Genomic DNA, 25,934 nt, shown 5'->3' on the forward strand with positions numbered 1-25,934 from the left:
GTAGCATCGACATTTCGCGCCGTCACCGGTGCCGCCGTGGTGGCGGCTACCCTGGTGCTGTCGCCCAGCAGACCAGTCCGAGGATCACGACCGCATGAAACGCCTCATCAGCCTCGTGCTGTGCCTGTGTGTACCGGTAGCTGCACTGGCCGATCAGAAGCCGCCGTCTACCTATGACCGGGCCATCGCCGCGGGCTACAAGGCGCTGACGATCTGCAGCGGCGTGTTCAACGCCGGCCGTACGCCGGAACAGCTGTCGACGCTGGAACTCAAGGGCATCTATCCCGAATACGATGCGATCGTGCCGATGCTGACGGCCAGCGTCGACAAGCCGCGCAAGATCGTCTCGGTCCCCTTCGACGACGCGCTCGCGCCACGCATCGCGGCATGGCGGCCGAACCTCGGCTGCACGCAGCTACCGATCGGCGCAACAGCCGATGCCGTCACCGCGCTGCCGCGTTTCGATGCGCCGCGGCCGAAACTCGACGGCAAACCCTGGCCACTGGGCGACAGGAAAGCAACCGGCCGCGTACAGGGCAACGCGCGCGCACTGACCCGAAGCGTGAGCGCCGCTTTCGACCGCACGCAGTTCGGCGAAGGCAACGAGACCACGGCCGTCATCGTCGTGCAGCATGGACGCATCGTTGCCGAGAAATACCGCAAGGACTTCGGCCCCAACGTTGCACAACGCACCTGGTCGGTCGCCAAGAGCCTGGCAGGCACACTGATCGGCATCGCGCAGCACGAAGGCTCGATCGATCCGGCCCGGCCCGCGGCCATCGCACAGTGGCAGATGCCCGGCGATCCGCGCGCGGCCATCACCACCGACAACCTGCTGCGCATGGCCAGCGGCCTGCACAGCACGGCCGCCGGCAATCGCACCGACGCGCTGTATTTCGGCGGCGCGACGGTCGACCAGGACGCAGCCGGCTCGCCGGCGCTGATGCCGCCCGGTTCGACGTTCCGCTATGCCAACAACGACACCGTGCTCGCGCTGCGCGGCCTGCGCGAGCGGACCGGCGACGACGCCAGGGCGCTCGCGTTCCCGTTCACGCAGCTACTGTGGAAGATCGGCATGACGCGAACGGTTCCGGAAACGGACTGGCGCGGCAACTTCGTGATGTCGAGCCAGGTATGGACCACCGCACGCGATCTCGCTCGACTCGGCCTGCTCTACCAGAACGACGGCCTGTTCAACGGCGAACGTCTGCTGCCCGAGGGCTGGCGCCAGTACGTCGCCACGCCTTCCGGTCCACAGCCACCCACCGGTGACTTCGGCTACGGCGCGACGTTCTGGCTGCTCAACCGTTCGCCCGGCATCCCCGCCGACACCTTCGGCGCATTCGGCAATCGGGGGCAGTACCTGATCATCGTGCCGAGCCGCAGCGTCGTGATCGTGCGGCGCGGCGAGGATCCTACCGGTGCGCGGTTCGATGTCGCGAAGTTCACGGCGGAAATCCTGGCGGCGTTGGATTCCGCTTCGACACGCACACCGACACGTCATTGACTCGGCAGTTCTGCATCGATCTTCGCTCCTGTCCGGTGCAATGCGCTCGGCAGTGCACGCGGTACAGGCATGCGGTATTCGCGGCGAGTGAGCCTCGGATGTTGGGGTTCGCTGCGCTCACCGCCAACCTGTTAGCAGGTTCGAGCTAACGATTGGTAAACCACCGCGTTACCGCCTCGCGCTCCGCCTCGCTCATCTGCGTGATGTTCCCCGGCGGCATCACCCGCAGCACGCTGACCTGGCGTTCGATGACGGCGGCGTGGGATTCGATCTGCTGTGGGGTGTCGAACATCATGCCTTTGGGCGCGACGCCCATCAGCGTCGGTGTCGCGGAGTGGCATTGCACGCAGTGACGCGTGAGGACGATCCGGATCGCCTCGGTGTCAGGCTGTGGCGTGCGGACTTCCGCTGTCGCGGTCGCGAGCGAAGTTCCATCCGGTGCCGGCGTGGCGGGTACGGTGCCAGTCGAACGTGCCGCGACGGGCGCCGCTGTTGCGGCAGCGACACGCGGCACGGGCCTGATCCAGGCGAACACGGCGATCAGCACGGCCGCCCCTGCGACCAGCAGCCACCACGCGCGATCGCCGCTGTGCCAAAGCACGAAGAACTGGCGGATCAGCGCGCCCGCAGCCATGAACGCGGCAAGAACCAGCCAGCCGTCACCGTGCGCGTAGGCGGTCGCGTAATGCGTGCTCAGCATCGCGAAGACGACGGGCAAGGTGAAATAGGTGTTGTGGACGGAGCGCTGCTTACCACGGCGGCCGGGGCCGGGATCGGGTGTCTCGCCTTTCTCCAGGGCCGCGATGATCTTCTTCTGGCCGGGAATGATGACGAAGAACACGTTCGCGGACATGATGCTGCCGAGCACGGCGCCGGCGATCAGGAACGCGGCGCGGCCGGCGAAGACGTGCGTGGCGGCGTAGCACAGCAACAGCACGAGTCCGGCGACAGCAGCGCCGAGCATCTCCTCGCGATCATCGAGCAGGCGGCACAGGCCGTCGTAGAGCAGCCAGCCGATCACGGGGAACGCGAGCGCGAGCAGCACGGCGTCGCGCGTGCTCAATGCCGCCACCGCCGGATCGATCAGGTAGACCTGCGGCGAGAACAGATACATGACCGTGAACAGGGCGAAGCCCGACATCCACGTCGTATACGATTTCCATTTGGACCAATGCACGTCGGCCGGCAGCTGCAGCGGTGCCGGCAGGTATTTCTGCTTGCGGTAGAAGCCGCCGCCGTGAACGGACCAGGATTCGCCGTAAAGATTCGCTTCCGCGTCCTTGGGCGGCTTCAGGCCGCGGTCCAGCGCGACGAAATAAAACGATTCGCCGATCCAGGCGATGGCCGCGACGACGTGAAGCCAGCGCAGCAGGAAGGTCAGGCATTCGATCACGTAGTCGACCACGCGCGATCCTCAGGAACCGCGGTAGGTGCTGTAGCCGTACGGCGATACGAGCAGTGGCACGTGGGTGTGGGCGCTCGCGTCACTGATGCCGATTCGGATAGTGATCACATCGAGGAATCGCGGCTGCTGCGTCGCCACGCCGAGCCCGGCGAAATAATTGCCGATGTGGAAATCGAGTTCGTAGATGCCGGGCTGCAGCTTGTAGTCGGCCAGCAGCGGCGCGTCGCAGCGCCCGTCGGCATTGGTCTGCGCACGAACCAGCAGCAGGCGTGCGCCGACGGCGATGCCGTGCAACTCGATGGCGACTCCCGCAGCGGGCTTGCCGTGCGCGGTGTCGAGTATGTGCGTGGTCAGCTTTCCCATGTTCCCTTCCCTTGCCGGCGCGATGGCCGATCCGTGATGTGGCTCAACACCCGCTTTCAGCGAGATTCAGCATCGGCTCGGCCGCCGGCGTCCACCCGTCGCCGTCGAATTCGTAGACACCGGTCGAATGCGCCTCAAGGCCGTACTGCATCTGCAGCAAATACGGCTTGCCCGAAACGTACAGCACCAGCCAGGGCTGACGCTTCGCGTTCGGACCCCACCCTTCGCTGCAGTCCTGCACCTCGGCCTTGCTCTGCAGGCGCGTCACCTTACCGGCCGCGTCGCGATGAAACAGTGCGGTGTAGACCAGCGACGGCTGCTCGCAGTGTTCTTCCGGCAGAGGTTCTCCCGACAGAGGTTCGGTGCGCAGCAGACGCAACGCCGACATCGACACGAGGCGGCCTTGGGTACCGAGGCCGGTGCTGCGCGCCTGGATGTGCTGCAGCGGGAGGCGCGACAGGGCGGCCGCGTCGATGTCGTCGGGAATGCCCTGCTGCCGTCCGCTGCTTTCGCTGCGATACGCCGCGAGCGCGTGCGCTTCCTGCTCAGCCGACGCCAGTGCCCAGGATTCCGTGTCGGCATCCTTGTCGGGCTCGGGCACGAAATAGCGCACATCGATGGCCCTGTTCGCGACCAGCGAACCCGCAACCGGCGGCCATTTGTCAGCCTTCAAACGCAAGCCCCAGCCGCGATTGCACGACCAGGCCATCTGCGCAGCGTCGACGGCTGCCTCCCGCACGACCTTGCCACGCGGCGTGTGTCCGTGCCACTCGCGCAAATCAAAATCGCCGCCGACTACGGCACTGGCGAACGTGCCGAGATCCACCACAGGGGGCGGCGCGTCGGCCCTGTTGCCGTACTGCACGCTGCCGAGGCGGTTCGCCGCCATCGCGGCGCTGATCAGGTCGTCCGCCTTGCGCCAGCGGCCGTCGTCGTCGATGCGCGCCATCAGACGCAGCACAGACGCATTGCCTGTACTCACGAGCATGCCGAGGATCAGCGGTTCACCCGCCGTGGCCGGTGCGGCTGCGGCGAACGCCAGCCAAGCGACCGCCGTCCTCACGCGGCGATGCCGTGCTCGCGGCGGCAGGCGTCGAGTAGTGCGGCGTAGCGCTGCTTGTCGGCCTCGCTCGCAAAGCTCGCCTCGAAGCTGTTGCGCGCCAGCGTCACGAGCTCAGCCGCGTCCAGTTCCAGCGCATCCAGCGTCTCGACGAAATTCTGGTTCATGTAGCCGCCGAAATACGCCGGGTCGTCGGAGTTCACCGTCGCGACGAGGCCTTGCCTGAGCAGCTCACGCAGGTTGTGCTGGCGCAGATCGCCGAACACGCAGAGCTTGATGTTCGACAGCGGGCACACGGTCAGCGGAATGCGTTGTTCGCGCAAGCGCGCGACCAGCGCCGGGTCACGCAGCGCCTGCACGCCGTGGTCGATGCGCTGCACCTGCAGCAGATCCAGCGCATCCCAGATGTACTGCGGCGGCCCCTCCTCGCCCGCGTGCGCGACGGCATGCAGACCAAGCTCCCGTGCGGCGGCGAAGACGCGCTGGAATTTTTCCGGCGGATGGCCGACTTCGCTGGAATCCAGGCCTACGCCGATGAACTTGTCGCGGTGCGGCTTGGCCTGTTCCAGCGTCGCGAACGCCGCCTCTTCGCTGAGATGACGCAGGAAACACAGGATCAGTTCGGCGCGGATGCCGAGTTCGTCATGCGCCTGCCGGCAGGCGCGGTGCAGGCCGTCGATGACGGCCTCGAACGGCACGCCGCGGTCGGTATGCGTCTGCGGATCGAAGAACAGTTCGGCGTGGACGACGTTGTCGGCCTTGGCGCGCAGGAAATACGCCCAGGCCATGTCGAAGAAGTCCTGCTCGTGCAACAGCACGCTCGCACCGGCGTAGTAGATGTCGAGAAAACTCTGCAGATTGGTGAACGCATAGGCAGCGCGCAGCGCGTCGACGCTGGCATAGGGCAAGGCCACGCCGTTGCGCCGCGCCAGGGCAAAGATCAGCTCAGGCTCCAGCGAGCCCTCGATGTGGATGTGCAGTTCGGCCTTGGGCATGGCGCAGGCGAAGGCGCGCAGGGCTTCGCGGTCGGCAACGGCTGGATTCACGGCGGCTCCGCTATCGGGCATGACGGCGGAGTCTGCACCATCGCTGCGATGACGCAAAGGTGGATCCTGTTGCAGGGCGTTCCCGCGTCACACCGTGCCAAAGGCCGCCATGCCGCGCTACGATCGGCCGATGACGAAAGCGTGCACGTTCCAGCTCAACCGCCGATGCGTCGACCTGCGCGGCGACGATCCCACCGAATCCCTGCTGCGCTGGCTCAAGCGCCAGCGCCTGGCCGGCACCAAGGAAGGCTGCGCCGACGGCGACTGCGGCGCCTGCACCGTGGCGCTGGTCGATACCGACGAACACGGCCGGCCGCAGTACCGCGCGGTCAACAGTTGTCTCTTGCCGATGGGCGCCCTGCCCGGCCGCCAGGTGCTGACCGTCGAGGCCCTGTCGCACGGCGCGACGGAACTGCATCCGGTGCAGCAGGCACTGGTCGACTGCGCCGGCTCCCAGTGCGGCTACTGCACCCCGGGTTTCGTCATGAGCCTGTTCGCGGGTTACTACGGCGGCGAACTCGGCGACGGCACGACCGAAGGCAATCTGTGCCGCTGCACCGGCTACCGGCCGATCCGCGCGGCGACCGAAGTGTTGGCGCTGCAGCCAGCGGCCGAGGATGCGTTTTCCGCGCTGCTGCGCGAACCGGCCGACCTGCCTGCGGGTGAACTCGCGCAGTACTTCAGCCCGCTGACAGTGGACGCGGCGCTCGCGCTGAAGGCGCAGCATCCGCAAGCGGCGTGGGTCGGCGGCGCAACCGATCTGGGCGTGGAGCTGAGCCACGGCAAGCCGGTCGCGAGCGCGTTCATCGCGCTGGATCGCATCGCCGCACTGCAGACGCTCGACGTTGCCGCCGACGTCGTGCGCATCGGCGCCGGCGTGGCGCTGTCGCAGATCGAGGCTCGCCTGGCTGGCCTGTTTCCGGCGCTGGACCAGATGCTGCCGTGGTTCGCGGCGCGCCAAGTGCGCAACCGGGCTACGTTCGGCGGCAACCTCGGCACGGCTTCGCCGATCGGCGACCTGCTGCCCGTGTTGCTGGCGCTCGATGCGACCGTGCATCTGCACGGTCCGGACGGCCCGCGCGAGGTCGCGATTGCCGACTACTTCCTCGACTACCGCAAGACCGCTCGCGCGGCCGACGAACTCATCGTCGCGGTCACGCTGCCGCGCCGCAACGGATCGGTCAGCGCGTCGTACAAGGTCGCCAAGCGCCAGACCGACGACATCAGCATCGTGGCGGCGGTGTTCATGCTCGCGCTCGATGCGGACCGGCGTGTCGTCGAGAGCCGCCTGGCCTACGGCGGCGTCGCCGCGGTGCCGCGGCGTGCGACGACGGTCGAAGATTTCCTGCGCGGGCGGCGTCTCGATGCAGCGACGGTCCGCGAGGCGCAGGCCCTGCTGCGCGAGGCGTTCCAGCCGCTCAGCGATCACCGCGCAAGCGCGGACTACCGCCGCAGCCTCTGCGCGAACTTGTTCGCGAAGTTCGTCGCCGAGCACCTGCCGGAGACGCTGACATGAGCCGTAAGCATGAAAGCGCGGAAGGCCACGTCAGCGGCAGCGCGATCTATACCGACGAGCAGCATCCGCCGTCGGGCCTGCTGAGCCTGTGGCCGGTGCAGTCGCCGCACGCGCATGCGCGCGTGCTTGCGATCGACACGACGGCGGCGGCGGCGATGCCGGGCGTGGTCCGCGTGCTGACCGCTGCGGACATTCCCGGCGAAAACGACACCGGTCCCATCCTGCACGACGAGCCTCTGATCGCCGCCGCGCTCGTGAGCTACCACGGCCAGCCGGTGGCCTGGGTCGTCGCCGAGGACGAGGCCGCTGCGCGCGCCGCGGCGGGGTGTGTAAAGGTAAATTACGAGGCACTGCCGGCCTGCCTGTCGATCAGCCAGGCCATGGTCGAACAGGCCTTCCATCTGCCGCCGGCGCGTGTTGCGCGCGGCGACGCCGCGACCGCGCTGGACTGCGCGCCGCAGCGCGTCTGCGGCGAGATCGCGATCGGCGGACAGGATCATTTCTATCTCGAAACCCAGGCCAGCTGGGTGCAGCTCGACGCGGACGGGCTGATCCAGATCACGGCCTCGACGCAGCACCCGACCGAAACCCAGATCATCGTCGCGCGCGTACTCGGCATTCCGAGCAACCGCGTGGTCTGCCGCTGCCTGCGCATGGGCGGCGGCTTCGGCGGCAAAGAGACACAGGCCAACCCGTTCGCCGCGGTCGCCGCGCTCGCGGCCTGGACCACCGGCCGGCCCGTGCGCATCAAGCTGTCGCGCCAGCTCGACATGCAGCTGACCGGCAAGCGCCATCCGTTCTTCGCGCGCTACGAGGTCGGCTTCGACAACGACGGCGTGCTGCAGGCATTGCGCGTGCAGCTCTACGCCGACGGCGGCTGGAGCGCAGACCTGTCGCCGCCGGTACTGATGCGCGCGATGGTGCATATCGACAACGCGTACTTCTGTCCGCACGTCGAGATCACCGGCCTGATCGCGAAGACGAACCTCGCCTCGAACACGGCCTTCCGCGGCTTTGGCGGACCGCAGGGCATGCTGGTCGGTGAAGAGGTGATCGCGCGCATCGCCGCGGAATTGAACCTGCCGGCGGACCTCGTGCGCGAGCGGAATTTCTACCGCGACGACGGCGACGGCGCGCGCAATCACACGCCCTACGGCCAGCCCGTCGTCGACAACCATCTGCCGTCACTGTGGCGGCAGCTCAAGAGCGGCAGCGAGTTCGACGCGCGCCGCCGTGCGATCGCGCAGTTCAACGCCGCGAACACGCACAGCAAGCGCGGCATCGCGATCACGCCGGTGAAGTTCGGCATCTCGTTCAACAAGACCGAGTACAACCAGGCCGGCGCACTGGTGCACATCTATACCGACGGTAGCATCCAGCTCAACCACGGCGGCACCGAGATGGGCCAGGGCCTGCACACGAAAATGCTGGCCGTCGCGAGCCGCGTGCTCGGCGTGGACACCGCGCGCATCCGCGTGATGCCGACGAGTACTGACAAGGTACCCAACACTTCTGCGACCGCAGCCAGCAGCGGATCCGACCTCAACGGGCAGGCGGTCAAGGCAGCCTGCGAGACCTTGCGCGACCGGCTCGTGCCGGTGGCGGCGAGCATGCTGGGGTGTGCGCCGGAGGCGGTTTGTTTTGCGGACGATCGCGTGTTTGCGGCCCGGCAAGATGACCGCGACGAAGCGATCTCCCGGGCGGCGTCGCATGCGCCCTTCACTGCAACGGTCGGGCCGAATGTGGATGGTGTAGACGCGCCGCTGGAAGCAACGATCATCGACGAGCGGGAAGTCGAGCTCGGCCTGTCTATCCCAAACCCGTCATGGGAAACGCGGGAACCGGAGCCCCAGACCCTGACCGGCCTGCCTTTCACCGAAATCGTACACGCCGCCTACAACGCGCGCATCAGCCTGTCGGCGACGGGCTATTACCGCACGCCGGGCCTGAGCTGGGATCCGAAGCAGGGCCGTGGCCATCCGTTCTATTACTTTGCGTTCGGCGCGGCCGTGTCGGAAGTGGAAGTCTGCGGTTTTACCGGTGTGCACACGCTGCGTCGCGTGGACCTGCTGCATGATGTCGGCGATTCGCTGGCCGAGGCCATCGACCGCGGCCAGATCGAGGGCGGCTTCGTGCAGGGCCTGGGCTGGCTGACCTGCGAGGAATTGCGCTGGAACGACCAGGGCCGCCTGCTGACCGATGCACCGAGCACCTACAAGATCCCGACCCTTGGCGAAGTGCCACGCGATTTCCGCGTCGAACTGTTCCGGCGCAGCCGCGTGCCGAGCACCCAGGTGATCTTCAACAGCAAGGGCGTGGGCGAACCGCCGCTGATGCTCGCGCTCAGCGTGCGCGAGGCCCTGCGCGAAGCCGTCGCGGCGTTCGCGAGCCTGCCGCAGCCGGTGCACCTGTCCTCGCCCGCCACGCCGGAAGCGATCTTCACGGCGATCGAACGGGCGCGCGCCACGCAACCGCAGGCCGTCGCCGACGCACTCGATGTCGACGCCTGAGCGCGCGCTGCATCGGAGCCGCACGCCGATCCGCCGGAAGTCCACGCATGGATGAGCGCCTGTTCGCCGAACTCGCCCTGCGGCTGCGCAACGAAGCCGTCGTCGTCGCGAGTGTGATCGGGACATTCGGCGCGACGCCGCGCAAGCGCGGCGCGCGCATGCTGGTGTGCGCCGATGCCACGGCCGCGAGCATCGGCGGCGGACTGGCCGAGGCACGTACGATCGCCGCCGCACGCGCACTGCTCGCAGCGCCGCGTGACGAGGCCGTCGCGCTCGAGATCGATCTTGGCGGCGGCATCGACGCAGCCGGCATCTGCGGCGGACGCATGCACCTCGAACTGCGCTGCTGGGCCGGCGCGACCGATCGTGCCCGCGCCGAGCACGCCGCCGCGCAACTCGCCGCGGGGTTGCGCGTCGAACTGCCACGGCCCGACGCAGGGCTGCCGCTGCGGCCGAATCCGCGCCTGCTGATCGTCGGCGCCGGCCACTGCGGCGCCGCGCTGTGCGAAGCGGCACGGCTGCTGGACTTCGATATCGCGGTATTCGACACCCGCGCGGACTGCGTGGCCGACGCCGCGTTCGTCGGCGCGCGGGTCTACAGCGGCAGCTACGCCGAACTCACGCACGCGCTCGACACGCCGCGCGACGTCTACGCCGTGCTGCTGAACCGCGACTTCGGCGCCGATATCGCGAGCCTGCGCCAACTGTGTGCACGTCCGCCGGCCTTCCTCGGCATGATGGGCAGCAGCCGGCGCATCCGCCAGGTCATCGAAGCACTGCAGGAACACACGGACACGTTGCAGCGCCTGCAGGCGCCGATAGGGCTCGACGTCGCGGCCGAAACGCCGCAGGAAATCGCGGTCAGCATCCTTGCGCAGCTCGTGCAGGTGCGTCGCGGCCGTGGCAACCCGCAGTGAGACCGTGGCCGCTGCGGGGTCCCGCTCCGACCGTGCAGATGCAACACGCCAAGGTTCCCGAAGTGCCCGGGATCGCCCGGGCAGGCCGTTTCCCGAGCGCCTGACGGTGCTCGGTCCTGCGCTATCCTGCCGCCATGCGCGTTCCTTCCTTCTACGTTCTGCTGCTCGGCTACGGCGGCTTGGCCGCTGCGGTGATGGCCTGCCTGTGGCTGATCACCCTGGCGCCGATGCGACTGGGCTGGGGGCGTGAACTGGTCGGCGCCGCGATCGCGATCGTGGCGATGAGCGTAGGCCTGCAGCTCGCGCGGCGGCGTCAGGACACATCAAAGCCTGCGGCGGCCCTGCGGCGGCCCTGCGCGGATCGCCGCGGTCAGCCGAAGCCTTCGGATCACCTCCCGCGGAAACCCCGGCGCCATCGCCACCGATCGCGGGTGCGCCGCTGCCGGTGCCGCACCCGGGCGACGGCGCACCTTCAGCGGCGGAACTCAGCCTGCGCGAACGCGAAGTCCTGCAGCACCTCGCCAAGGGACTCAGCAACAAGGAGATAGCCCGCGCGCTGTCGGTGTCGGAGAACACGGTCAAGACGCATCTGGCCAATGTCTACGCCAAACTCGGCGTCGGCCGGCGCGTCGAAGCGCTGAAGGCGGCGCGCGAGCGCGGGCTGGCCTGAGCATGATCGCGCCGGCGCGTGTAACGCGCTTGCCGGATCTGCCACCTGTGCGGCCCAGTCTCCCCCGCGCCTGCCGCTGCGCGGCAATCGGGCACGCGACGCCACGGCGACGCGCGGGGGGCGCAGACCTCGACCACACCTGCCGCCGCGCCGCACTCACCCGAAAATCACCCGCCCGGGCGATGCCGCACGGCGTAGCGCCAGCTTAGGCTGGCTTCACCTTCACGCGGAGCCCTCACCATGAACACCTTCGTACGCTACGGCCTGATCAGCGGCGCCCTCATCAGCGTTGCGCTGTTTCTGCCCTTCTTCATCTTCGGGGCCAAGCCCGAGTGGATGAAGGTCGGGGAGATCGTCGGCTACTCGAGCATGCTGCTCTGCCTCAGCGCGACGTACTTCGCCATGCGCCACGAAGCGCAGCGGCACGGCGGCATCGGCTATGGCGCGGCGCTCGCCACCGGTGTCGGCGTCTCGGCCGTCGCGGGAGTCCTGTTCGGCCTCGCGACCTGGGTGTTCTATACCGCGGTTGGCGATGCGCTGCCCGAGGCGATGATCGCGTTCTACGGGGAACAGATCCGCCATTCCGGCGCGACCGCCGCCGCGATCGACAGCCAGCTCAAGGAACTCGAAGCCATGCGACCGTTCTTCTTCAACCGGCCGCTGCAGGGCGCGGTGATGGCCGCGACGGTCTTCGTGCTCGGCGTGCTCGAAAGCCTGGTCGGCGCCTGGTTCGCCTCGCGCCGGCCGCGTGCACTGGCCGCAGCCTGAGCATGACCACCCCCAGTCTTCGGCGCTATTTCTTGCGGTAATTGATGAGGATCACGAGGTCGGCCTCGCCGACCTGGTGCAGCGCATGGTGGCTGCCGGTACGCGTGAGCAACGCGTCACCGGCGCCGACCTCGTAGATGACACCGTCGAGCACGTAGCGTCCCTGTCCCGACAGCACGTAGTAGATCTCGTCGTGCGTATGCCGGTGCAGGCCGATGCCGGCGCCGGGCGGCAGCACGCGGCGGCGAAGGATCAGGTCGAGGTCCGGCACATCATCGAACAACGGATAGGCGACCGTCGTACCGCCACCACCGTGCGGCGCCGGCTGCGCGCGCCGGTAGTCGCCGTCGCGCGCGACACGCGAAGCGCCGGGACGCACGGTGTCGGCGTCGTCCGGAATGCCGCAGTCGGTATCGCGGCGCAGGCGCGTCGCATCGACCAGGCCGCGCGCACGCAGCCCCTGCACGACGAGACAGGCGATCGCCGCCGCACCGCGCTGGTGGAAGTGGGTGTTGTCGTGCAGGTTCTGTGCGGGTACGTGCAGGTAGTAGTCGCGCGAGGCGTCCTCGCCGAGGCCCTCGAGCCAGCGCAGGCTGGCACCGCCGAGATCGACGAGTGCCACGCGTTCCTGCCCTGCGAGCGCGTGCACGGCCTGCGCATACGGGCCGTGCAGGTCACGGGCATGCCCGGCCACGAAATGCCGCCGCGCGACCGGGGTCAGCAACACCGGCGTTGCACCGACGTTGCGCGCCAGCGTGAGGTATTGCCGCAGCCACAGCGCAAACGCCTGCTGCGGTTCGTTGTACCGCGCCGGGTCGTCGCGCTTCTCGTCGTTGTGACCGAACTGGATCAGCAGCAGGTCGCCGGCGCGCAGGTCGCGCGCGACGTCGTAGACCCAACCTTGCTCGATGAAACTGCGCGCGCTGCGCCCGCTCTGCGCACGATTGCGCACCTCGACCGACGCGTCGAACCAGCCCGGCAGTTCCTGGCCCCAGCCGCGCCGCGGCCAGCGCGAGGCGTCGTACTCGCTCGCGGTGGAATCGCCGGCGATGACGATGCGCAGTGGCGGCGGCAGGCGCAGCTGCGCGGAAGCGGTACCGATGCATGCGAGCGAAGCGAGCACGGCGAACGCGACGACAATGCCGCTATAGGCCCTGCGTCGATCGGCGATGCGCACGCTGGCGGCGACCGGCGCGGCCGCACGCCACCACCTACCCAACGCAGCGCCTGCCCGCGCGATCGGCGCGAGTGCCCGCCGCAGAACCACGCTCTGTCGGCGCTGTGGCCCCATGCCTAGCGCGCCAGCCACCCGCCGTCGACCGGCAGCACCGCGCCGTGCACGTAGTCCGCCGCGCGCGAGCACAGGAACACTGCCGCGCCGCCGAGATCGGCGGGCTCGCCCCAGCGCGCCGCCGGGATGCGCGCGAGGATGTCGCGGTTGCGCTGCTCGTCGGCGCGCAGAGCGGTGGTGTTGGCCGTGGCGAAATAGCCCGGCGCGATCGCGTTGACGTTGATGCCCTGCGCTGCCCATTCGTTGGCGAGCAGCCGGGTCAGGCCGAGGATTCCACTTTTGCTGGCAGTATACGAAGCGACGCGGATGCCGCCCTGGAACGACAGCATCGAGGCGATGTTGACGATCTTGCCACCCTGCCCTGTGGCGACGCAGTGGCGCGCGAAGGCCTGGGCGAGGAAGAACGCGGTCTTCAAATTGACGCCGAGCACCGCGTCCCAGTCGTCCTCGGTGAAATCCAGCGCCGCGTTGCGCCGGATCGTGCCGGCGTTGTTGACGAGGATATCGGCACGGCCGAGTTGCGCGACCGCCGCATCCACCGCGGCACCGAGCCCGTCGACGCGATCCAGGTCCGCCTCGATCCAGCGCAGGCGCCGGCCGCTGCCGGCCACCGCCGCCGCGGTTTCATCCGGCGCCGAGCGCCCGATCGCCGCGATGTCCGCACCGGCCTGCGCGAGCGCCAGCGCAATGCCCTGCCCCAGCCCCGTGTTAGCGCCCGTCACCAGCGCGACGCGGCCGCTCAGCTCGAACAAGTCGCTCATATGCGCCTCATTTCAACTGGCAGATATCGAGAACGTTCATGTCGGTGTAGTCGAGATTTTCCCCGCCCATGGCCCAGATGAAACCGTAGTTCGCAGTTCCCGAGCCCATGTGGATCGACCACGGCGGCGACACCACGGCTTCGTGGTTCGCGACGACGAGATGGCGTGCCGCATCCGGCTCGCCCATGAAATGGAAGACACGGTCGCTCGCGCCGAGATCGAAATAGAAATACACCTCGCTGCGCCGGTCGTGCAGGTGCGGTGGCATCGTGTTCCAGACGCTGCCGGTATTGAGCAGGGTCAGGCCCAACAGCAACTGGCAGGACTTGCAGGTCGCCGGCACGATGTACTGGTAGATCGTGCGCTCGTTCGACGTCGCCAGTGCACCTCGCTGCAGCGGCACGGCGCTGTCGATGGAAATGTGCACGATCTCGTAGCGCGCATGCGCCGGCGTGGAGGCCAGGTAGAACGCGGCCGGTTCCTCGGCCGAAACCGACTCGAACACGACCTCGGCACAGCCCATCGGCAGATACAGCGCATCGCGCGGCTTGAGCTCATAGCTCTGCCCGTCGACACGGATGCGGCCCGTGCCCTTGCCCACGTTGACGGCACCGAGTTCACGACGCTCGAGAAAGGGCTTGCCCACCGCCGAAGCGGGCTCGGTCTGCGCCGGCAAGCTCACCGGCTGCGTCACCGGGGCAGCACCGCCGATCACGAATCGCTCGTAGTGCGTGTAGTTCAGCACCACGGTATCGGCGACGAACAGGTCACCGATCAGGAACCGCTCGCGCAGCTGATCATTGCTGACGCCCTGCATCGAGTCGGGATGACAGGCGTGGTAGGTCTTGCGATACATGCGCGCTCCGCGATGGGCCGTGACAGGGCCGGATGGTAGCGTTTTTCGGTCCGGTTGGTAACCGGTGTCATGGCGAGCGAAAAACACCCGCCGAGCGACGGCGAAAGGACACTCGCCTTCGCCATCCCGTTGCATCCGGGGCGGTGGCGGGCCGCCATAGCCCGTGCGTCGTCGTCATCGCGTTCGCGCTGACTCGCGGCCTTGCCTGCGCTCGCTCCCCTCGCCCGGACGGATACCGGACTCAGCGACGCGATTCCCTGGCGCACGCCGCGGCTAGCCGATTTCACCGCCACACCGGGCCGATCGGGCCTTGGAGCGGCCCGCCGTCAGTGGACAAGGTAGCAAGCTGGACAATGCTGCCAAACCGTGATTCAGCGTATGCTGGCTCGTATCGCGGCCCTCGCGCGGACGGCATGAACCAGGATTCCCAGGAAATCCCCGGTAGTGGCGGCGCCTTTCCGGCGCTGCCGTCGCCGGTGGCATCGCGACGCCGTTCCGGCCCGCCAGACGCCAGGCTTGCGAACGTCGTGCGTACGGCTGCCCAGCTCCCCGCGCGCGGCTGGCCGTGACGCCGCCGCCCGTCGTCCGCAACCCCGTGTCCTCTGCGCCCGATCCCCCGTCGGGCGAGGCTCGCAGCGCCACGGCGCTGGCGCGCCGGTTCAACCTGCACATCGCCGCGCTCGACAAGGAAATCCCGCGGGCGATTCTCGACGAGATTCCCGCTCGCATCGCCCGCGACCATCGCGTGCTGCCGCTGGGCTACGACGGCGAGCAGCTGCGTGTGGCCATGGCCGAACCGTCGAATATCGAAACCGTGCAGTTGCTGCAGTTCCTGACGGGTCGTTCGCTGCAGATCGAGGTCGCCGCGGAGGATTCGCTGCTCAGAAAGATCGACGCCAGCTACGAGTTCATCGCCGAGAGCGAGGAATTTGCGGCCCTCGAAGCGGCGATGCCCGAGACGGCCGCTGCCCGGCATGAACTTGAGGCCCTGTCGTCGGCCAGGCCAGTCGTCCACCTCGTCGACGGCATTCTCCTCGAAGCGATCCGCCGGCACGCGTCGGACGTCCATATCCGCCCGGGCGAGAAGGACGTGGAACTAATTTTCCGGATCGACGGCGAACTGACGCCGATCCGCCGCTTCTCGCGCACGCTGCTGCCCGCCATCGTCGGGCGCATCAAGATCCTCGGCGTCATGGACATCACCGAACACCGGCTGCCGCAGGACGGCCAGATGCACGTGCGCGAGCACAACCGCACGATCGACATCCGCATCAGCATCATGCCGTCGGTCGAGGGTCCCAGCGTCGTGCTGCGCCTGCTGCTGGCGCGCATCGGCCTCAACGACGTCACCGAGATCGGCCTCTCGCCGACGGATACCCGGCATCTCGTCGACGCGCTCGACCGCAGCAACGGCATGATCCTCGCCACCGGACCTACCGGTTCGGGCAAGAGCACGACGCTGTATGCCGCGCTGCATGCCGTCATGCGCAGCAACCTCAACATCATCACGGTCGAGGATCCGGTCGAATTCCGTATCCCCGGCATCACCCAGATACCGATCAACGCGGAAGTCGGCATGACCTTCGCCAAGGCGCTACGCAACATCCTGCGCCACGACCCCGACGTCATCATGGTCGGTGAGATCCGCGACGAGGAAACCGCGCGCATCGCCGTCGAAAGCGCGCAGACGGGACACCTGCTGCTGTCGACGCTGCACACGAATTCGGCTGTGTCGACGATCGCCCGGCTCATCGAGATGGGAATACCGAGCTATCTGCTGCGCGCGACCCTGCTGGGCGTCGTGGCCCAACGCCTGGTCCGGCGCAACTGTCCGTACTGTCGCGTCGTCGAGGCCGTCGACCCGCACGTGCTCGTGCTGCTCGGGGTCGGCCCGGACGAAGTGTTCCAGCATGGCGCCGGCTGCACACGCTGCTCGGGCACCGGCGTTGCCGGTCGCCTCATGACCTACGAATACCTCGTCGCGACGCCAGCGCTGCGCAGCCTGATCACGACCGGCGTCGACGAAGCGGCACTGCAGGCGCAGGCGCTGCGCGACGGCATGACCGCACTGACCGAGCACGCGACGGGACTGGCGCGCGCCCACGAGATCTCGCTGCACGAAGCGTACATGACCCGGCTGGAGTGACGACGATGCATGACCTCACGAGCTACATGCAGCTGATGGTGAAACAAAAGGCTTCCGACTGCTTCTTCAGTGTCGGCGCGCCGCCATCTATAAAGATCGAGGGAGAAACCCGGCATGTGGGCGAGACCCCGCTGACGGGCGAGGACGTGCGGACGATGGCGTACTCGATCATGAGCGAGAAACAGCAGAAGGAATACGAGGCGACGCTGGAGATGAACCTCGCCGTTGCCCTGCCCGATGCGAGCCGCTTCCGCGTCAACGTGTACCGGCAGCGCGATACCGTGGCCATCGCGATGCGCTACATCAGCAGCGACATCCCGACGCTGGAGCAGCTGACGCTGCCGTCGACGCTGAAAGATCTGATCATGTTGCCTCGCGGACTCATCCTCGTCGTCGGCAGTACCGGCTCGGGAAAGTCGACCACGCTGGCCTCGATGATCGACCACCGCAACCGCAACCGTACCGGCCATATCCTCACGATCGAAGAACCGATCGAGTTCATCCACAGCCACCGGCAGTCGATCGTCGACCAGCGCGAGGTCGGCCTGGACACGCTGTCCTACGAAAACGCGCTGAAGAATGCGATGCGCGAGGCCCCCGACGTCATCCTGATCGGCGAAATCCGCGACCGCGAAACGATGAAGCACGCGATCGCTTACGCCGAGACCGGCCACCTGTGCCTGTCGACGCTGCATGCCAACAACGCCAACCAGACCCTGGACCGCATCATCAATTTCTTTCCGGATTCAGCGCGCCACCAGTTGCTGATCGACCTGTCCCTGAACCTGCAGGCCGTCATCGCGATGCGCCTGGCCAAGGGGGTCGACGCCAAGCGCGTACCCGCGGTGGAAATCCTGCTGCGAACGGCCTACGTCGCCGACCTGATCGAGAAAGGCGAGATCGACCAGCTCAAGGACGCGATGAAGCAGGGTGTCAACATCGGCATGCAGACCTTCGACGAGTCGCTGTACCGGCTCTACGTCGCGGGCCGCATCAGCCTCAAGGAGGCACTCGAAAATGCCGATTCGAGGACGGACCTCTCGCTGCGCGTTCGCCTGACCAACCCGATACCGACGATCGACGGCCTGCAGATGGAAGACATGAAGTAGGCGTGGAAGGAGCGGGGACGCCACGGTGCTGACCGGCCGCCCAGGCTAGCCTCAGCGCGGCGACTGGCAGGATTCGCGGATCACCAGATGCGGCGCGATCAGCGGCGCTGCCCGCGCATCGCCCTCGCTCGCCAGCAGCATCGCCGCGGCGAACGCACCCATGTCGCGGATCGGCAGCCGCACGGAACTCAGCGACGGCCACAGGCGCGAGGCCATCGGCGAATCGTCGAAGCCGACCACGGACAGGTGGTCGGGTATCGACAGGCCCATCTTGAAGGCGGCCTTGTAGACGCCGGCCGCCATCTCGTCGTTGAGCGTGAAGATCGCAGTCGGTCGCGGCTCCAGCGCGAGCAGGCGCTCGGCGCAGGCGACGCCGGATTCGAAGGTATAGCCGCCTTCGACGATGTGCGTCGCCGGCAGTTCGATACCGCGCCTGGACAGCGCCTGCAGGAAACCCGCGCCGCGCTCACGTGTGGACAGGTAGCGTTGTGGACCGGTGATCAGGCCGATGTTGCGATGGCCCAGCGATTCCAGGTAGTTCGCGACCTCGACCGCGCCGAGCCGGTCATTGGTCGCGATCATGCGCGCGGGTTCGTCGAGCGACACGGCGGCGATGCGCGCATAGCGGCAGCCGACCTGATTGAGCATTTCCACCAGCGCGCTGTCCTCGGACACGCGCGGCACGAGGATCACGCCGTGCAGACGCTGCTGCACGACGAAGTGGCGCACCCCGGCAATGTAGTCCTCGCTCTTGCTGTCGCAGGGATGCACGACAAGCTCGAAGCCCGAGCCACGCAGGCTCGCGAGTGCGCCTTCCTGCATGTTGACGATGTACTGGGCATTCGGGTTGTCGTAGACCATGCCGATCAGGAAGGACTTGCGGAACGCGAGCCCTCGCGCCATCGGATCGGGCACGTAGCCGACTTCGCGGATCAGCGCCTCGATCTTCTCGCGCGTCTCCTGCTGCACCAGCGGCGAACGGTTGATCACGCGCGAGACCGTTTTCTTCGATACGCCGGCCAGGCGTGCGATGTCGTTGATGGTTCCACCGCCGCTGAGGGTGGCGGCCGTGTCATTGCTCGCGTCGCGGGAGCGTCGGGTCATGCGGATCCGTCCGGGCAGTGCCTTGCGTCCACGATTCTAGCCCGGATTTCTCACGCCGCTTCGTAGCGAGGCCGTCGGGATGCCGTCCTGACGCGCGCCGCGTACTTCATTGACGGCGAAGGCGTAGTCGACGCTACGTCGAGCCGACACGAGGGAGCAGCGCGCGCCAGGGCGAGCGTATCGGCGGCCGCAGTAGAAGGGGGGTGAGAAATCCGGGCAAGTCCGCGCCGCCGTCGTGCGCCGCCCTGGCTCGCTGCGCCTTACTTCAGCACCCGCGGCAGCCACAGCGACAATTCGGGCACGAACGCCACGATCAGCAGTACCGCCAACGCGGCCAGGTAGAACGGCCAGATCGTGCGCAGCGCCTCTCCGATGGTGATCTTGCCGATCGCCGTGCCGACGAACAGCACCGAACCCAGTGGCGGCGTGATCAGGCCGATGCCGCCCTTGAGGATCAGGATCACGCCGAAATGCACCGGATCCACGCCGATGGCCTTGGCCGCGGGCAGGAAGATCGGCGTGCAGATGATGATCAGCGGGGCGAGGTCCATGAAGGTGCCCAGCGCGAGCAGCATCAGGATCATCAGCAACAGCAACAGATGGCGGCTCACGTCGAGGCCGGTCAGCAGTTCCACCGCCGCCGCCGGCAGCTGCAGGTAGGCCAGCAGCCAGCCGAAGCACGCGGCCGAGGCGATCACGAACAGGATCATGCCGGTCGTGCGCGCGGCGTGGACCATGGTCGCGACGAAGTCGCTGCGCGAGACCTGGCGGTACAGCAGGCTGGTAACGAGCAGCGCGTAACACACGGCAATCGCCGCACTTTCCACCGCGGTGAACACGCCGGCGCGGATGCCGACGAAGATCAGGGCGACCAGCAGCAGACCCGGCAGAGCCGCGACGAGGCGGCGCAGCACCGCGCCGAAGCCCGGAAACGCCTCCACGGCGTAGCCGCGGCGGCGCGCAATGATCCAGGCGGTCAGCATCACGGTCGCGGTCAGCAGCAACGCCGGAATCACGCCCGCGGCGAACAGGTCGGCAATCGAGATGCCGCCACCGGCTGCGGCCGAGTACAAAATGAGATTGTGCGACGGCGGAACCAGCAGGGCGACCAGGGCCGCAGTCATGGTCACGTTGACGGCAAAGTCGCGGTCGAAACCGCGCTGCACCATCTGCGGAATCATCGCGCCGCCGATCGCCGACACGTCGGCAATGGCCGAGCCCGACACGCCGCCGAAAAACAGCGACGACAGCACGCTGACCTGTCCGAGCCCGCCGCGCAGATGGCCGACCAGCGAACTGGCGAGCGCGATCAGGCGTTCGGAAATACCGCCGCGCAGCATGATTTCGCCGGCAAAGATGAACAACGGAATCGCGATCAGCGAGGCGGCACTCGCGCCGGACACCGTCTGCTGTACCAGCACGAGCGCCGGCATGCCCACGTACAGGAGCGTCGTCAGCGATGCGCCGAGCAGCGCGAACGCGACCGGCACGCCGGTCAGCAGCAACACCATGAAACAGCCGAACAGCAGGGTCGCGGCCATCAGCGCGGCTCCGCTGCAGGACTGCGCGGCGTCACCAGTTCGGCCAGCGCGAACAGCGCCATCAGCGTGCCGCCGAGCGTCAGCGGCAGGAACATCAGCCCCTGCGGCAGCACTGTGCCGGCCATGCGCACACCCCAACCGTCGAACAGCAAGGTCACGCCGCCGATCGCGAGCACCGAACCCAGGGCCAGCACGACGAGCGACGAGAACGCTTCTAGCACGCGCCGCAATCGTGGCGGCGACAGGTGCACCAGCAGCGGAAAGCCGAAATGCGCGCGCTGGTGAACCGCGGCGGCGGCACCCAGGCTCATCGCGGTATTGAGCAGCAGCAGCGCGAGCGGTTCGGTCCAGCCCGGCGAATCGTTCAGCAGGTAGCGCGCGATCACCTGCCAGGCCTGGACTGCGGCCAGGCTGACGAGCGCGGTCCCTGCGACGAGCAGCGCCAGGCGTGCGCAGCGCTGCAGCACACCCGTCATCGATGACCAGTTCCCGGTTTCGCTGACTTGCATCGTTCCTCCCATCGGTGACGCCTGCGGCGTGGTCGCCACTTGTTCTGTCGTGTGTACGCCGCCGCGCTCAGGCCTTGCCCGAAAGTTCGCGTATGCCGCGGAAATATCGGTCCACGGCCGCGTCCTCGCGATAGCGCGCGACGACTGGTGCCGCGGCGCGCTCGAACGCGGCGCGGTCGACGTCGTTCGCCTGCACCCCGCGCGCCAGCACGTAGTCGCGCGACGCCTTCTCGGATTCGTCCCACAGCGAGCGCATGTACCCGACCGAGCGCTGCGCGATGTCGAGCAGCCGCTCACGATCGTCAGGCCGCAGCAGATCGAAACGCCGGCGCGACATCAGCAGCGCTTCCGGCGAGTACGAATGGCCGCTGTAGGACCAGTACTGCGCCGCCTCGAACTGACGCGTGGTGTGGAAGCTCTGCCAGTTGTTTTCGGCGCCGTCGATCAGGTGGGTCTGCAGCGCCGAATAGACTTCGCCGTAAGGCAGCGGCGTCGGGTTCGCGCCGAGCGCGCGGATCAGGTGCATGAAAATGTCCGACGGCGGCACGCGGATCTTGAGGCCGCGCAGATCCTGCGGCGCGACGATGGACCGCTTGTTGTTGTAGATGCAGCGCGCACCGGAATCGTAGAACGCGAGACCGACGAGATCGCGTTGTGCAAATTTGGAAAGAATCTCCTTGCCGATCGCGCCGTCGAGCGAGCGACGCATGTGCGCGGTATCGTCGAACACGTACGGCAGGCACAGGATGCGCGTCGCCGGGAACGGGTTGTTCAGCGCCGCCATGTTGACGCGCGCGATGTCGATCGCGCCGAAGCGGGCCAGGTCGATCAGGTCGGACTCGCGGCCGAGCTGGCCGGAATGATAAAGACGCACACCGACGCGGCCTTCTGTCTCGCGTTCCAGCGTCTCGCCGATCCAGCGCAGCGCTTCCACCGTGGGATAGCCGCGTACGTGCACGTCGGTCGCGGCGAGTTCGATGCGCGACACCGGCGCCGCGCGCAGGCCCGTCGCCGCCGCACCGAGGACCGCGGCGGCCGCGCCGAGGAACTGACGTCGCGTCTTCATGCGCCGCCCCCGTGGGCGCGCGCCGGCACGGCGCGACAACGCAGGCGGCCGTAGGCGCCGAAATCGACGACCGCGTGCTGGCCGGCGACGATGTCGTGGATACCGGTCGCGGCACCGGTCGTGATCCACTCGCCGGCGCGCATCGTGCGGCCGCAGCGCGCATTGCGCGACAGCGCGAAGGCCAGCGCGGCAAGCGGACCGCCGGCCAGGGTCGCGGCGCCGCCGCGCCCTGCCAGCTGGCCATCGATCCAGGTACTGCAGCGCAGGTCGTCCATCGCGACATCCTGCCAGTTCGCAATCGCCGGCCCCAGCAGCAAGCCCGCGTTGTTGCCGCAATCGGCGACGACCGCGCAGGGACCGAGCACGTTGATGTCGGCCAGCGGGCTGCCGGCGAGTTCGATCCCGACATGCAGCGCCGCGACTTCTCGCGCGGCCTCCTCGGGAGTCCAGTCGTGCACCTGCGCCGGGATGTCGCGCGCCAGCCGGAACATGAACTCCGCCTCGACCGCGGCGAATCCGCCGGCAATCACGGCGAACTCGCCTTCGGCGCCGTCGAGCGGACGGATGTTGCCGGCAAAGATAGGGCCGACCAGGCGTGGATCGCCCTGCGGCTCTCGCCGCTCCGGCGCGATATAGCCGACCTTCCAGCCGGCGACCGGGGTTGGCCAGCGCGCGATAACAGCGTCCTGACACCGGTAGGCCTCGGCCAGGTCCGCCGGCAGCACGCCCGGAAAACGCGCCAACGGCCGCGCCGCGAGACGCGCGGCGACCAGCTCGTCGGCGACGGCTTCCGCGGGATTGTCGCTGACGGGCAGCGCTGTGCTCATGCCTGACCTCATTTCGGGAACGCTCCGGAAACCCCGCTCGCGCCTGCCGACCGGGCCGGCGGCAGCGTGGGGCTTGTATAAAGGAAACCGGTGTCATTTACAATGCACCGGTGCCCGGGACGCGCGTTTCGGGTTCAATCTGCTATGCCCCCAGGAGATCAGACCCGTGATGCAGGCGCCCCGCCCCGTTGTTGCCATCGGCCGACCGGCCTTGCTTCGCTACCTCGTTCTCCTGGCGTTGCTGTTCTCGTCGATGCTCGGCTCTGCCGTGGCCGCCACCGCATTTCCCGGTGCTCAGGGCTGGGCCGCACAGACGCCGGGCGGCCGCGGCGGCAAAGTTCTACGTGTCACCACGCTCAAGGCCAGCGGCCCCGGCTCGCTCGTCGAAGCACTCAACACCCCAGGGCCGCGCATCGTCGTGTTCGAGGTCGGCGGCGTGATCGACCTCAATCGCAGCGAAGTCGTCATCCGCGAACCGTTCCTCACCGTCGCCGGCCAGACCGCGCCGTCGCCGGGCATCACGCTGATCCGCGGCGGCATCGATATCGCAACCCACGACGTGGTGGTGCGCCATATCCGCATCCGTCCGGGCGAGGCCGGCGTGCACAAGGGCGGCCGCTGGGACGTCGATGCGCTGTCGACGCTGACCGGCGCGCGCGACATCATCGTCGACCACTGCAGCCTGACCTGGGCGACCGACGAAAACCTCTCCGCCTCGGGCGCGCGCTTCGTCGGCGACACGCCCGACGCCTGGCGCGACGCGGTTTCGCACCGCATCACCTTCAGCCACAACATCATCGCCGAGGGCCTGGCTCATTCGACGCACGCCAAGGGCGAGCATTCCAAGGGCTCGCTGATCCACGACAACGTCAGCGACATCCTGATCGTCAGCAATCTCTACGCGCACAACCACGAGCGCAGTGCGCTGTTCAAGGGCGGCGCGCGCGGCCTCATGGTCAACAACCTGATCTACGACCCGGGCCCGCGTGCCGTGCACTACAACCTCATCCAGGAAGAATGGGGCGACCACGCGCGCCAGATCGGTGCGCTCGGCCTGATCGGCAACGTGCTGCGCGCCGGGCCGTCGACGCCAGCGGACGTCGCGCTGTTCATGCTCGGCGGCTCCGGCGACGTGGACCTGTATCTGCACGACAACATCGCCGTCGACCGCCTCGGCCGGCCACTGCCCGAACTCGGCCGCTATACGACAACGCCGGCAAAATGGACAATGCGTAAGAGTGCACCCGCCCTGCCCCACGGCGTGACGCCGTTGCCGGCCAGCGCCGTGCAGGACGCCGTGCTCGAAGACGCCGGCGCGCGCCCCTGGGACCGCGACAGCATCGACGCGCGCATCGTCGCCGACACGGTCGAAGGCCGCGGCAAGATCATCGACAGCGAGGACGAGGTCGGCGGCTACCCCACCGATGGCGCTACCTATCGCGCATTCGACGAAAGCGAGTGGGATATGGAGACGCTGTTGCCGAAAGCAGGGTTTCCGGCCAAGCGCAGGCCGAAGTGAAGTTTCCCGTCACGCTCGCGGACTCGCCTGGAACGTCGTTGGCGAAAACCGCGTCAGCATAGCGGCATACGTGTTTCGCCAGCCGGCAACTCGCGCGGTTGGCGGCTTCCGGTTTGTCGCGCGCACGTCAGGCGCGCGCGGCCTGGCCTACCGGAACGGCCGATATCGCCGCAACTGCTGCACCGTCTGCGGATCGAGCAGCGGCCGCCGTTCGCTGACCCGCGCGCCGGGGCCGCGGCTGCCGGCTTCGCCGAACCGCGCGTCGCCGGGTTCGAAGGCGACGCGGCTGCCGTCGCGCGCGGTGTAGTTCATCGCATCCCAGCGCGCGTCGATGTGCGCATCCATCCAGCAGTCGATGAACGCGGCGCTACCGCTTACGGCAGGGTCGCCGTAGCGGCCGTCGGCAAACGTGCGTGTAGGGCGCCAAGGCCGGCCTAAGGCAACGCTGGCCGCGGGCACCTCGGCCTCGCGCGAGAGGTTGCAGCGGCGCAGCAGCAGGCCGACGGACTGCGTCGCCGGCGTCGAGGGCGCGGTCAGGTATCCCTGACGCTCCTTGCCCGGCCGGAAGCGCGACACGATTTCGCAGTCGTCGAGTACGCACTCGCCCGCACCGAAGATGAAGTCCACACTGCCGCGCACGCGGCAACGGCGCAGCCAGGTGCGGCCGGCCTCGGCGAACAAGGTGTCCTGGTGTCCGTCGATGTCGCAGTCTTCGAGCACGACGCGGTCGGAGCCCGTATCCAGCATCAGCGCAACGGCCTGGGCGCCGTTGGCGCCGACGGTTTCCAATACCGGCTTTTCCAGATGCGCGCGATAGTCGAAGCGGTTCTCGAACGTCAGCGAACGTGCGCGAAAACCGCCGGCCCGCACGATCACGCTGGCGCAGCCCCAGGTGCCCCAGGGCTCACCATCGTCGCGGCGATGACCGGCGGCGCGATCCGAACCGATACGGCAACGCTCGCGCTGCGCACCGATCAGATGCACATTCGGCTTGTCGACGACGAGCTTTTCATTCCATACGCCCACGCCGATCGCGATACGGAACGGCCGCGCCCCCAGCGATGGCGCTGCCGCGATCGCCGCGGCGAGGCTGTCATAGCGACGCCCGTCGGGCGCGGCATCGCCGTGTGCGACCACCGCGTCGAAGCGATCCGCCGGGCGCCGCACGAAACAGCCCGGCAGCGACAGCGACGCCAGCGAAGACGCCTGCAGCAGGAATCGCCGCCGTGGCAGGACGGGGCGGTTCAAGCGAACGGCGCCGCGCGCAGGCAATGGACACAGGCCGCTGGGGCGCGGCCCTTAGCTGTCGATGCGGGCCGCCGCGCTGTTCGCGAGCTTTCTGCTGTCGAGCGCGCCAGGAAATCTCTGAACATGCCGATATCTGCTTCTGATTCCGGAGCCCCCTTGAGTCAAGGGGGCGGCCAAATGCCTGCGCAGCAGGCA

21 protein-coding genes and 1 pseudogene are annotated in these 25,934 nt (G+C 68.0%); 9 read left to right on the top strand and 13 right to left on the bottom strand.

From position 1 onward, the window contains the following. Positions 1 to 94: 94 nt before the first annotated feature. A complete protein-coding gene (locus tag RUU78_RS13140; protein WP_313917297.1) occupies positions 95 to 1,507 on the top strand; it encodes a serine hydrolase in 1,413 nt (470 codons plus the stop codon). Between the two features lie 145 nt (positions 1,508 to 1,652). Here the strand turns inward: RUU78_RS13140 and RUU78_RS13145 are convergent, their stop codons facing one another. From RUU78_RS13145 to RUU78_RS13160, 4 genes are read right to left on the bottom strand one after another with little or no spacing between them, the layout of a single operon-like run. After that, the gene (locus RUU78_RS13145; RefSeq protein ID WP_313917299.1) at positions 1,653 to 2,912 is read right to left on the bottom strand and encodes a urate hydroxylase PuuD; all 1,260 of its coding nucleotides are present in this window, start codon (positions 2,910 to 2,912) and stop codon (positions 1,653 to 1,655) included. Between the two features lie 9 nt (positions 2,913 to 2,921). Then, a complete protein-coding gene (gene uraH, locus RUU78_RS13150) occupies positions 2,922 to 3,275 on the bottom strand; it encodes a hydroxyisourate hydrolase (RefSeq protein WP_313917301.1) in 354 nt (117 codons plus the stop codon). 43 nt (positions 3,276 to 3,318) lie between these two features. After that, positions 3,319 to 4,338 (bottom strand): hypothetical protein, encoded by a 1,020-nt coding sequence (locus RUU78_RS13155; protein WP_313917303.1) that lies wholly within the window; start codon positions 4,336 to 4,338, stop codon positions 3,319 to 3,321. Then, positions 4,335 to 5,381 (bottom strand): adenosine deaminase, encoded by a 1,047-nt coding sequence (locus tag RUU78_RS13160; protein WP_313917305.1) that lies wholly within the window; start codon positions 5,379 to 5,381, stop codon positions 4,335 to 4,337. The genes RUU78_RS13155 and RUU78_RS13160 overlap by 4 nt, the downstream gene beginning before the upstream one ends. Before the next feature lie 130 nt (positions 5,382 to 5,511). Between RUU78_RS13160 and RUU78_RS13165 the strand changes: the two genes are divergently transcribed. The 5 genes and pseudogenes from RUU78_RS13165 to RUU78_RS13185 all read left to right on the top strand — a co-directional run bounded on the left by RUU78_RS13165 (position 5,512) and on the right by RUU78_RS13185 (position 11,762). After that, positions 5,512 to 6,897, top strand: coding sequence for an FAD binding domain-containing protein (locus RUU78_RS13165; RefSeq protein WP_313917307.1), 1,386 nt, complete (start codon positions 5,512 to 5,514; stop codon positions 6,895 to 6,897). After that, positions 6,894 to 9,407, top strand: a complete 2,514-nt coding sequence (locus RUU78_RS13170) for a molybdopterin cofactor-binding domain-containing protein (protein ID WP_313917309.1) — start codon at positions 6,894 to 6,896, stop codon at positions 9,405 to 9,407. Before RUU78_RS13165 ends, RUU78_RS13170 begins: the two co-directional genes overlap by 4 nt. Positions 9,408 to 9,454: 47 nt before the next feature. Next, positions 9,455 to 10,324, top strand: coding sequence for an XdhC/CoxI family protein (locus RUU78_RS13175; protein ID WP_313917311.1), 870 nt, complete (start codon positions 9,455 to 9,457; stop codon positions 10,322 to 10,324). Between the two features lie 487 nt (positions 10,325 to 10,811). Further along, positions 10,812 to 10,994, top strand: a pseudogene (locus tag RUU78_RS13180) (LuxR C-terminal-related transcriptional regulator); the annotation flags it as partial. 240 nt (positions 10,995 to 11,234) lie between these two features. Then, on the top strand, positions 11,235 to 11,762 hold the full coding sequence (locus tag RUU78_RS13185; RefSeq protein ID WP_313917313.1) for a DUF4199 domain-containing protein: 528 nt from the start codon (positions 11,235 to 11,237) through the stop codon (positions 11,760 to 11,762). A gap of 25 nt (positions 11,763 to 11,787) precedes the next feature. Here the strand turns inward: RUU78_RS13185 and RUU78_RS13190 are convergent, their stop codons facing one another. From RUU78_RS13190 to kduI, 3 genes are all read right to left on the bottom strand, one after another. After that, positions 11,788 to 12,885, bottom strand: a complete 1,098-nt coding sequence (locus RUU78_RS13190) for a cupin domain-containing protein (protein WP_313917335.1) — start codon at positions 12,883 to 12,885, stop codon at positions 11,788 to 11,790. A gap of 170 nt (positions 12,886 to 13,055) precedes the next feature. After that, positions 13,056 to 13,814: a 2-dehydro-3-deoxy-D-gluconate 5-dehydrogenase KduD gene (gene kduD / locus RUU78_RS13195; RefSeq protein ID WP_313917315.1), complete on the bottom strand. Its 759-nt coding sequence runs from the start codon at positions 13,812 to 13,814 to the stop codon at positions 13,056 to 13,058. A 7-nt stretch (positions 13,815 to 13,821) separates the two neighbouring features. After that, positions 13,822 to 14,670, bottom strand: a complete 849-nt coding sequence (kduI, locus tag RUU78_RS13200; RefSeq protein ID WP_313917317.1) for a 5-dehydro-4-deoxy-D-glucuronate isomerase — start codon at positions 14,668 to 14,670, stop codon at positions 13,822 to 13,824. A gap of 595 nt (positions 14,671 to 15,265) precedes the next feature. On the opposite strand from kduI, the gene RUU78_RS13205 reads away from it, so the two are divergent. Continuing rightward, positions 15,266 to 16,816, top strand: coding sequence for a GspE/PulE family protein (locus tag RUU78_RS13205; RefSeq protein WP_313917318.1), 1,551 nt, complete (start codon positions 15,266 to 15,268; stop codon positions 16,814 to 16,816). A 5-nt stretch (positions 16,817 to 16,821) separates the two neighbouring features. Beyond that, complete coding sequence (locus tag RUU78_RS13210) at positions 16,822 to 17,925, top strand: PilT/PilU family type 4a pilus ATPase (RefSeq protein ID WP_313917320.1); 1,104 nt, start codon at positions 16,822 to 16,824, stop codon at positions 17,923 to 17,925. 51 nt (positions 17,926 to 17,976) lie between these two features. Here RUU78_RS13210 and RUU78_RS13215 read toward each other — a convergent pair whose 3' ends face one another. From RUU78_RS13215 to RUU78_RS13235, 5 genes are all read right to left on the bottom strand, one after another. Then, positions 17,977 to 19,029, bottom strand: coding sequence for a LacI family DNA-binding transcriptional regulator (locus RUU78_RS13215; protein ID WP_313917322.1), 1,053 nt, complete (start codon positions 19,027 to 19,029; stop codon positions 17,977 to 17,979). 260 nt (positions 19,030 to 19,289) lie between these two features. After that, complete coding sequence (locus RUU78_RS13220; RefSeq protein ID WP_313917324.1) at positions 19,290 to 20,570, bottom strand: TRAP transporter large permease; 1,281 nt, start codon at positions 20,568 to 20,570, stop codon at positions 19,290 to 19,292. Then, complete coding sequence (locus RUU78_RS13225) at positions 20,570 to 21,079, bottom strand: TRAP transporter small permease (RefSeq protein ID WP_313917326.1); 510 nt, start codon at positions 21,077 to 21,079, stop codon at positions 20,570 to 20,572. The genes RUU78_RS13220 and RUU78_RS13225 overlap by 1 nt, the downstream gene beginning before the upstream one ends. Before the next feature lie 67 nt (positions 21,080 to 21,146). Further along, positions 21,147 to 22,145 carry a TRAP transporter substrate-binding protein gene (locus tag RUU78_RS13230; RefSeq protein ID WP_313917328.1) on the bottom strand — a complete coding sequence of 333 codons (999 nt, stop codon included), beginning with the start codon at positions 22,143 to 22,145 and terminating at the stop codon, positions 21,147 to 21,149. Continuing rightward, a complete protein-coding gene (locus RUU78_RS13235) occupies positions 22,142 to 22,972 on the bottom strand; it encodes a 2-keto-4-pentenoate hydratase (RefSeq protein WP_313917329.1) in 831 nt (276 codons plus the stop codon). Before RUU78_RS13235 ends, RUU78_RS13230 begins: the two co-directional genes overlap by 4 nt. A gap of 166 nt (positions 22,973 to 23,138) precedes the next feature. Here RUU78_RS13235 and RUU78_RS13240 point away from each other — a divergent pair, with 166 nt between their 5' ends. After that, positions 23,139 to 24,491 carry a hypothetical protein gene (locus RUU78_RS13240; RefSeq protein WP_313917331.1) on the top strand — a complete coding sequence of 451 codons (1,353 nt, stop codon included), beginning with the start codon at positions 23,139 to 23,141 and terminating at the stop codon, positions 24,489 to 24,491. 147 nt (positions 24,492 to 24,638) lie between these two features. On the opposite strand, the gene RUU78_RS13245 is transcribed toward RUU78_RS13240, so the two are convergent. Then, the gene (locus tag RUU78_RS13245; protein WP_313917333.1) at positions 24,639 to 25,739 is read right to left on the bottom strand and encodes a pectinesterase family protein; all 1,101 of its coding nucleotides are present in this window, start codon (positions 25,737 to 25,739) and stop codon (positions 24,639 to 24,641) included. Positions 25,740 to 25,934: the final 195 nt, after the last annotated feature.

This window comes from Tahibacter sp. (assembly GCF_032229445.1).
GTDB lineage: Bacteria > Pseudomonadota > Gammaproteobacteria > Xanthomonadales > Rhodanobacteraceae > Tahibacter.

Excerpts from the sequence above, each read along its gene's own strand:
- RUU78_RS13140 (WP_313917297.1), top strand. The coding sequence starts at position 95 with ATGAAACGCCTCATCAGCCTCGTGCTGTGCCTGTGTGTACCGGTAGCT.
- uraH (WP_313917301.1), bottom strand. The coding sequence starts at position 3,275 with ATGGGAAAGCTGACCACGCACATACTCGACACCGCGCACGGCAAGCCC.
- RUU78_RS13165 (WP_313917307.1), top strand. The coding sequence starts at position 5,512 with ATGACGAAAGCGTGCACGTTCCAGCTCAACCGCCGATGCGTCGACCTG.
- RUU78_RS13170 (WP_313917309.1), top strand. The coding sequence starts at position 6,894 with ATGAGCCGTAAGCATGAAAGCGCGGAAGGCCACGTCAGCGGCAGCGCG.
- RUU78_RS13175 (WP_313917311.1), top strand. The coding sequence starts at position 9,455 with ATGGATGAGCGCCTGTTCGCCGAACTCGCCCTGCGGCTGCGCAACGAA.
- RUU78_RS13185 (WP_313917313.1), top strand. The coding sequence starts at position 11,235 with ATGAACACCTTCGTACGCTACGGCCTGATCAGCGGCGCCCTCATCAGC.
- kduD (WP_313917315.1), bottom strand. The coding sequence starts at position 13,814 with ATGAGCGACTTGTTCGAGCTGAGCGGCCGCGTCGCGCTGGTGACGGGC.
- kduI (WP_313917317.1), bottom strand. The coding sequence starts at position 14,670 with ATGTATCGCAAGACCTACCACGCCTGTCATCCCGACTCGATGCAGGGC.
- RUU78_RS13210 (WP_313917320.1), top strand. The coding sequence starts at position 16,822 with ATGCATGACCTCACGAGCTACATGCAGCTGATGGTGAAACAAAAGGCT.
- RUU78_RS13215 (WP_313917322.1), bottom strand. The coding sequence starts at position 19,029 with ATGACCCGACGCTCCCGCGACGCGAGCAATGACACGGCCGCCACCCTC.
- RUU78_RS13220 (WP_313917324.1), bottom strand. The coding sequence starts at position 20,570 with ATGGCCGCGACCCTGCTGTTCGGCTGTTTCATGGTGTTGCTGCTGACC.
- RUU78_RS13225 (WP_313917326.1), bottom strand. The coding sequence starts at position 21,079 with ATGCAAGTCAGCGAAACCGGGAACTGGTCATCGATGACGGGTGTGCTG.
- RUU78_RS13230 (WP_313917328.1), bottom strand. The coding sequence starts at position 22,145 with ATGAAGACGCGACGTCAGTTCCTCGGCGCGGCCGCCGCGGTCCTCGGT.
- RUU78_RS13235 (WP_313917329.1), bottom strand. The coding sequence starts at position 22,972 with ATGAGCACAGCGCTGCCCGTCAGCGACAATCCCGCGGAAGCCGTCGCC.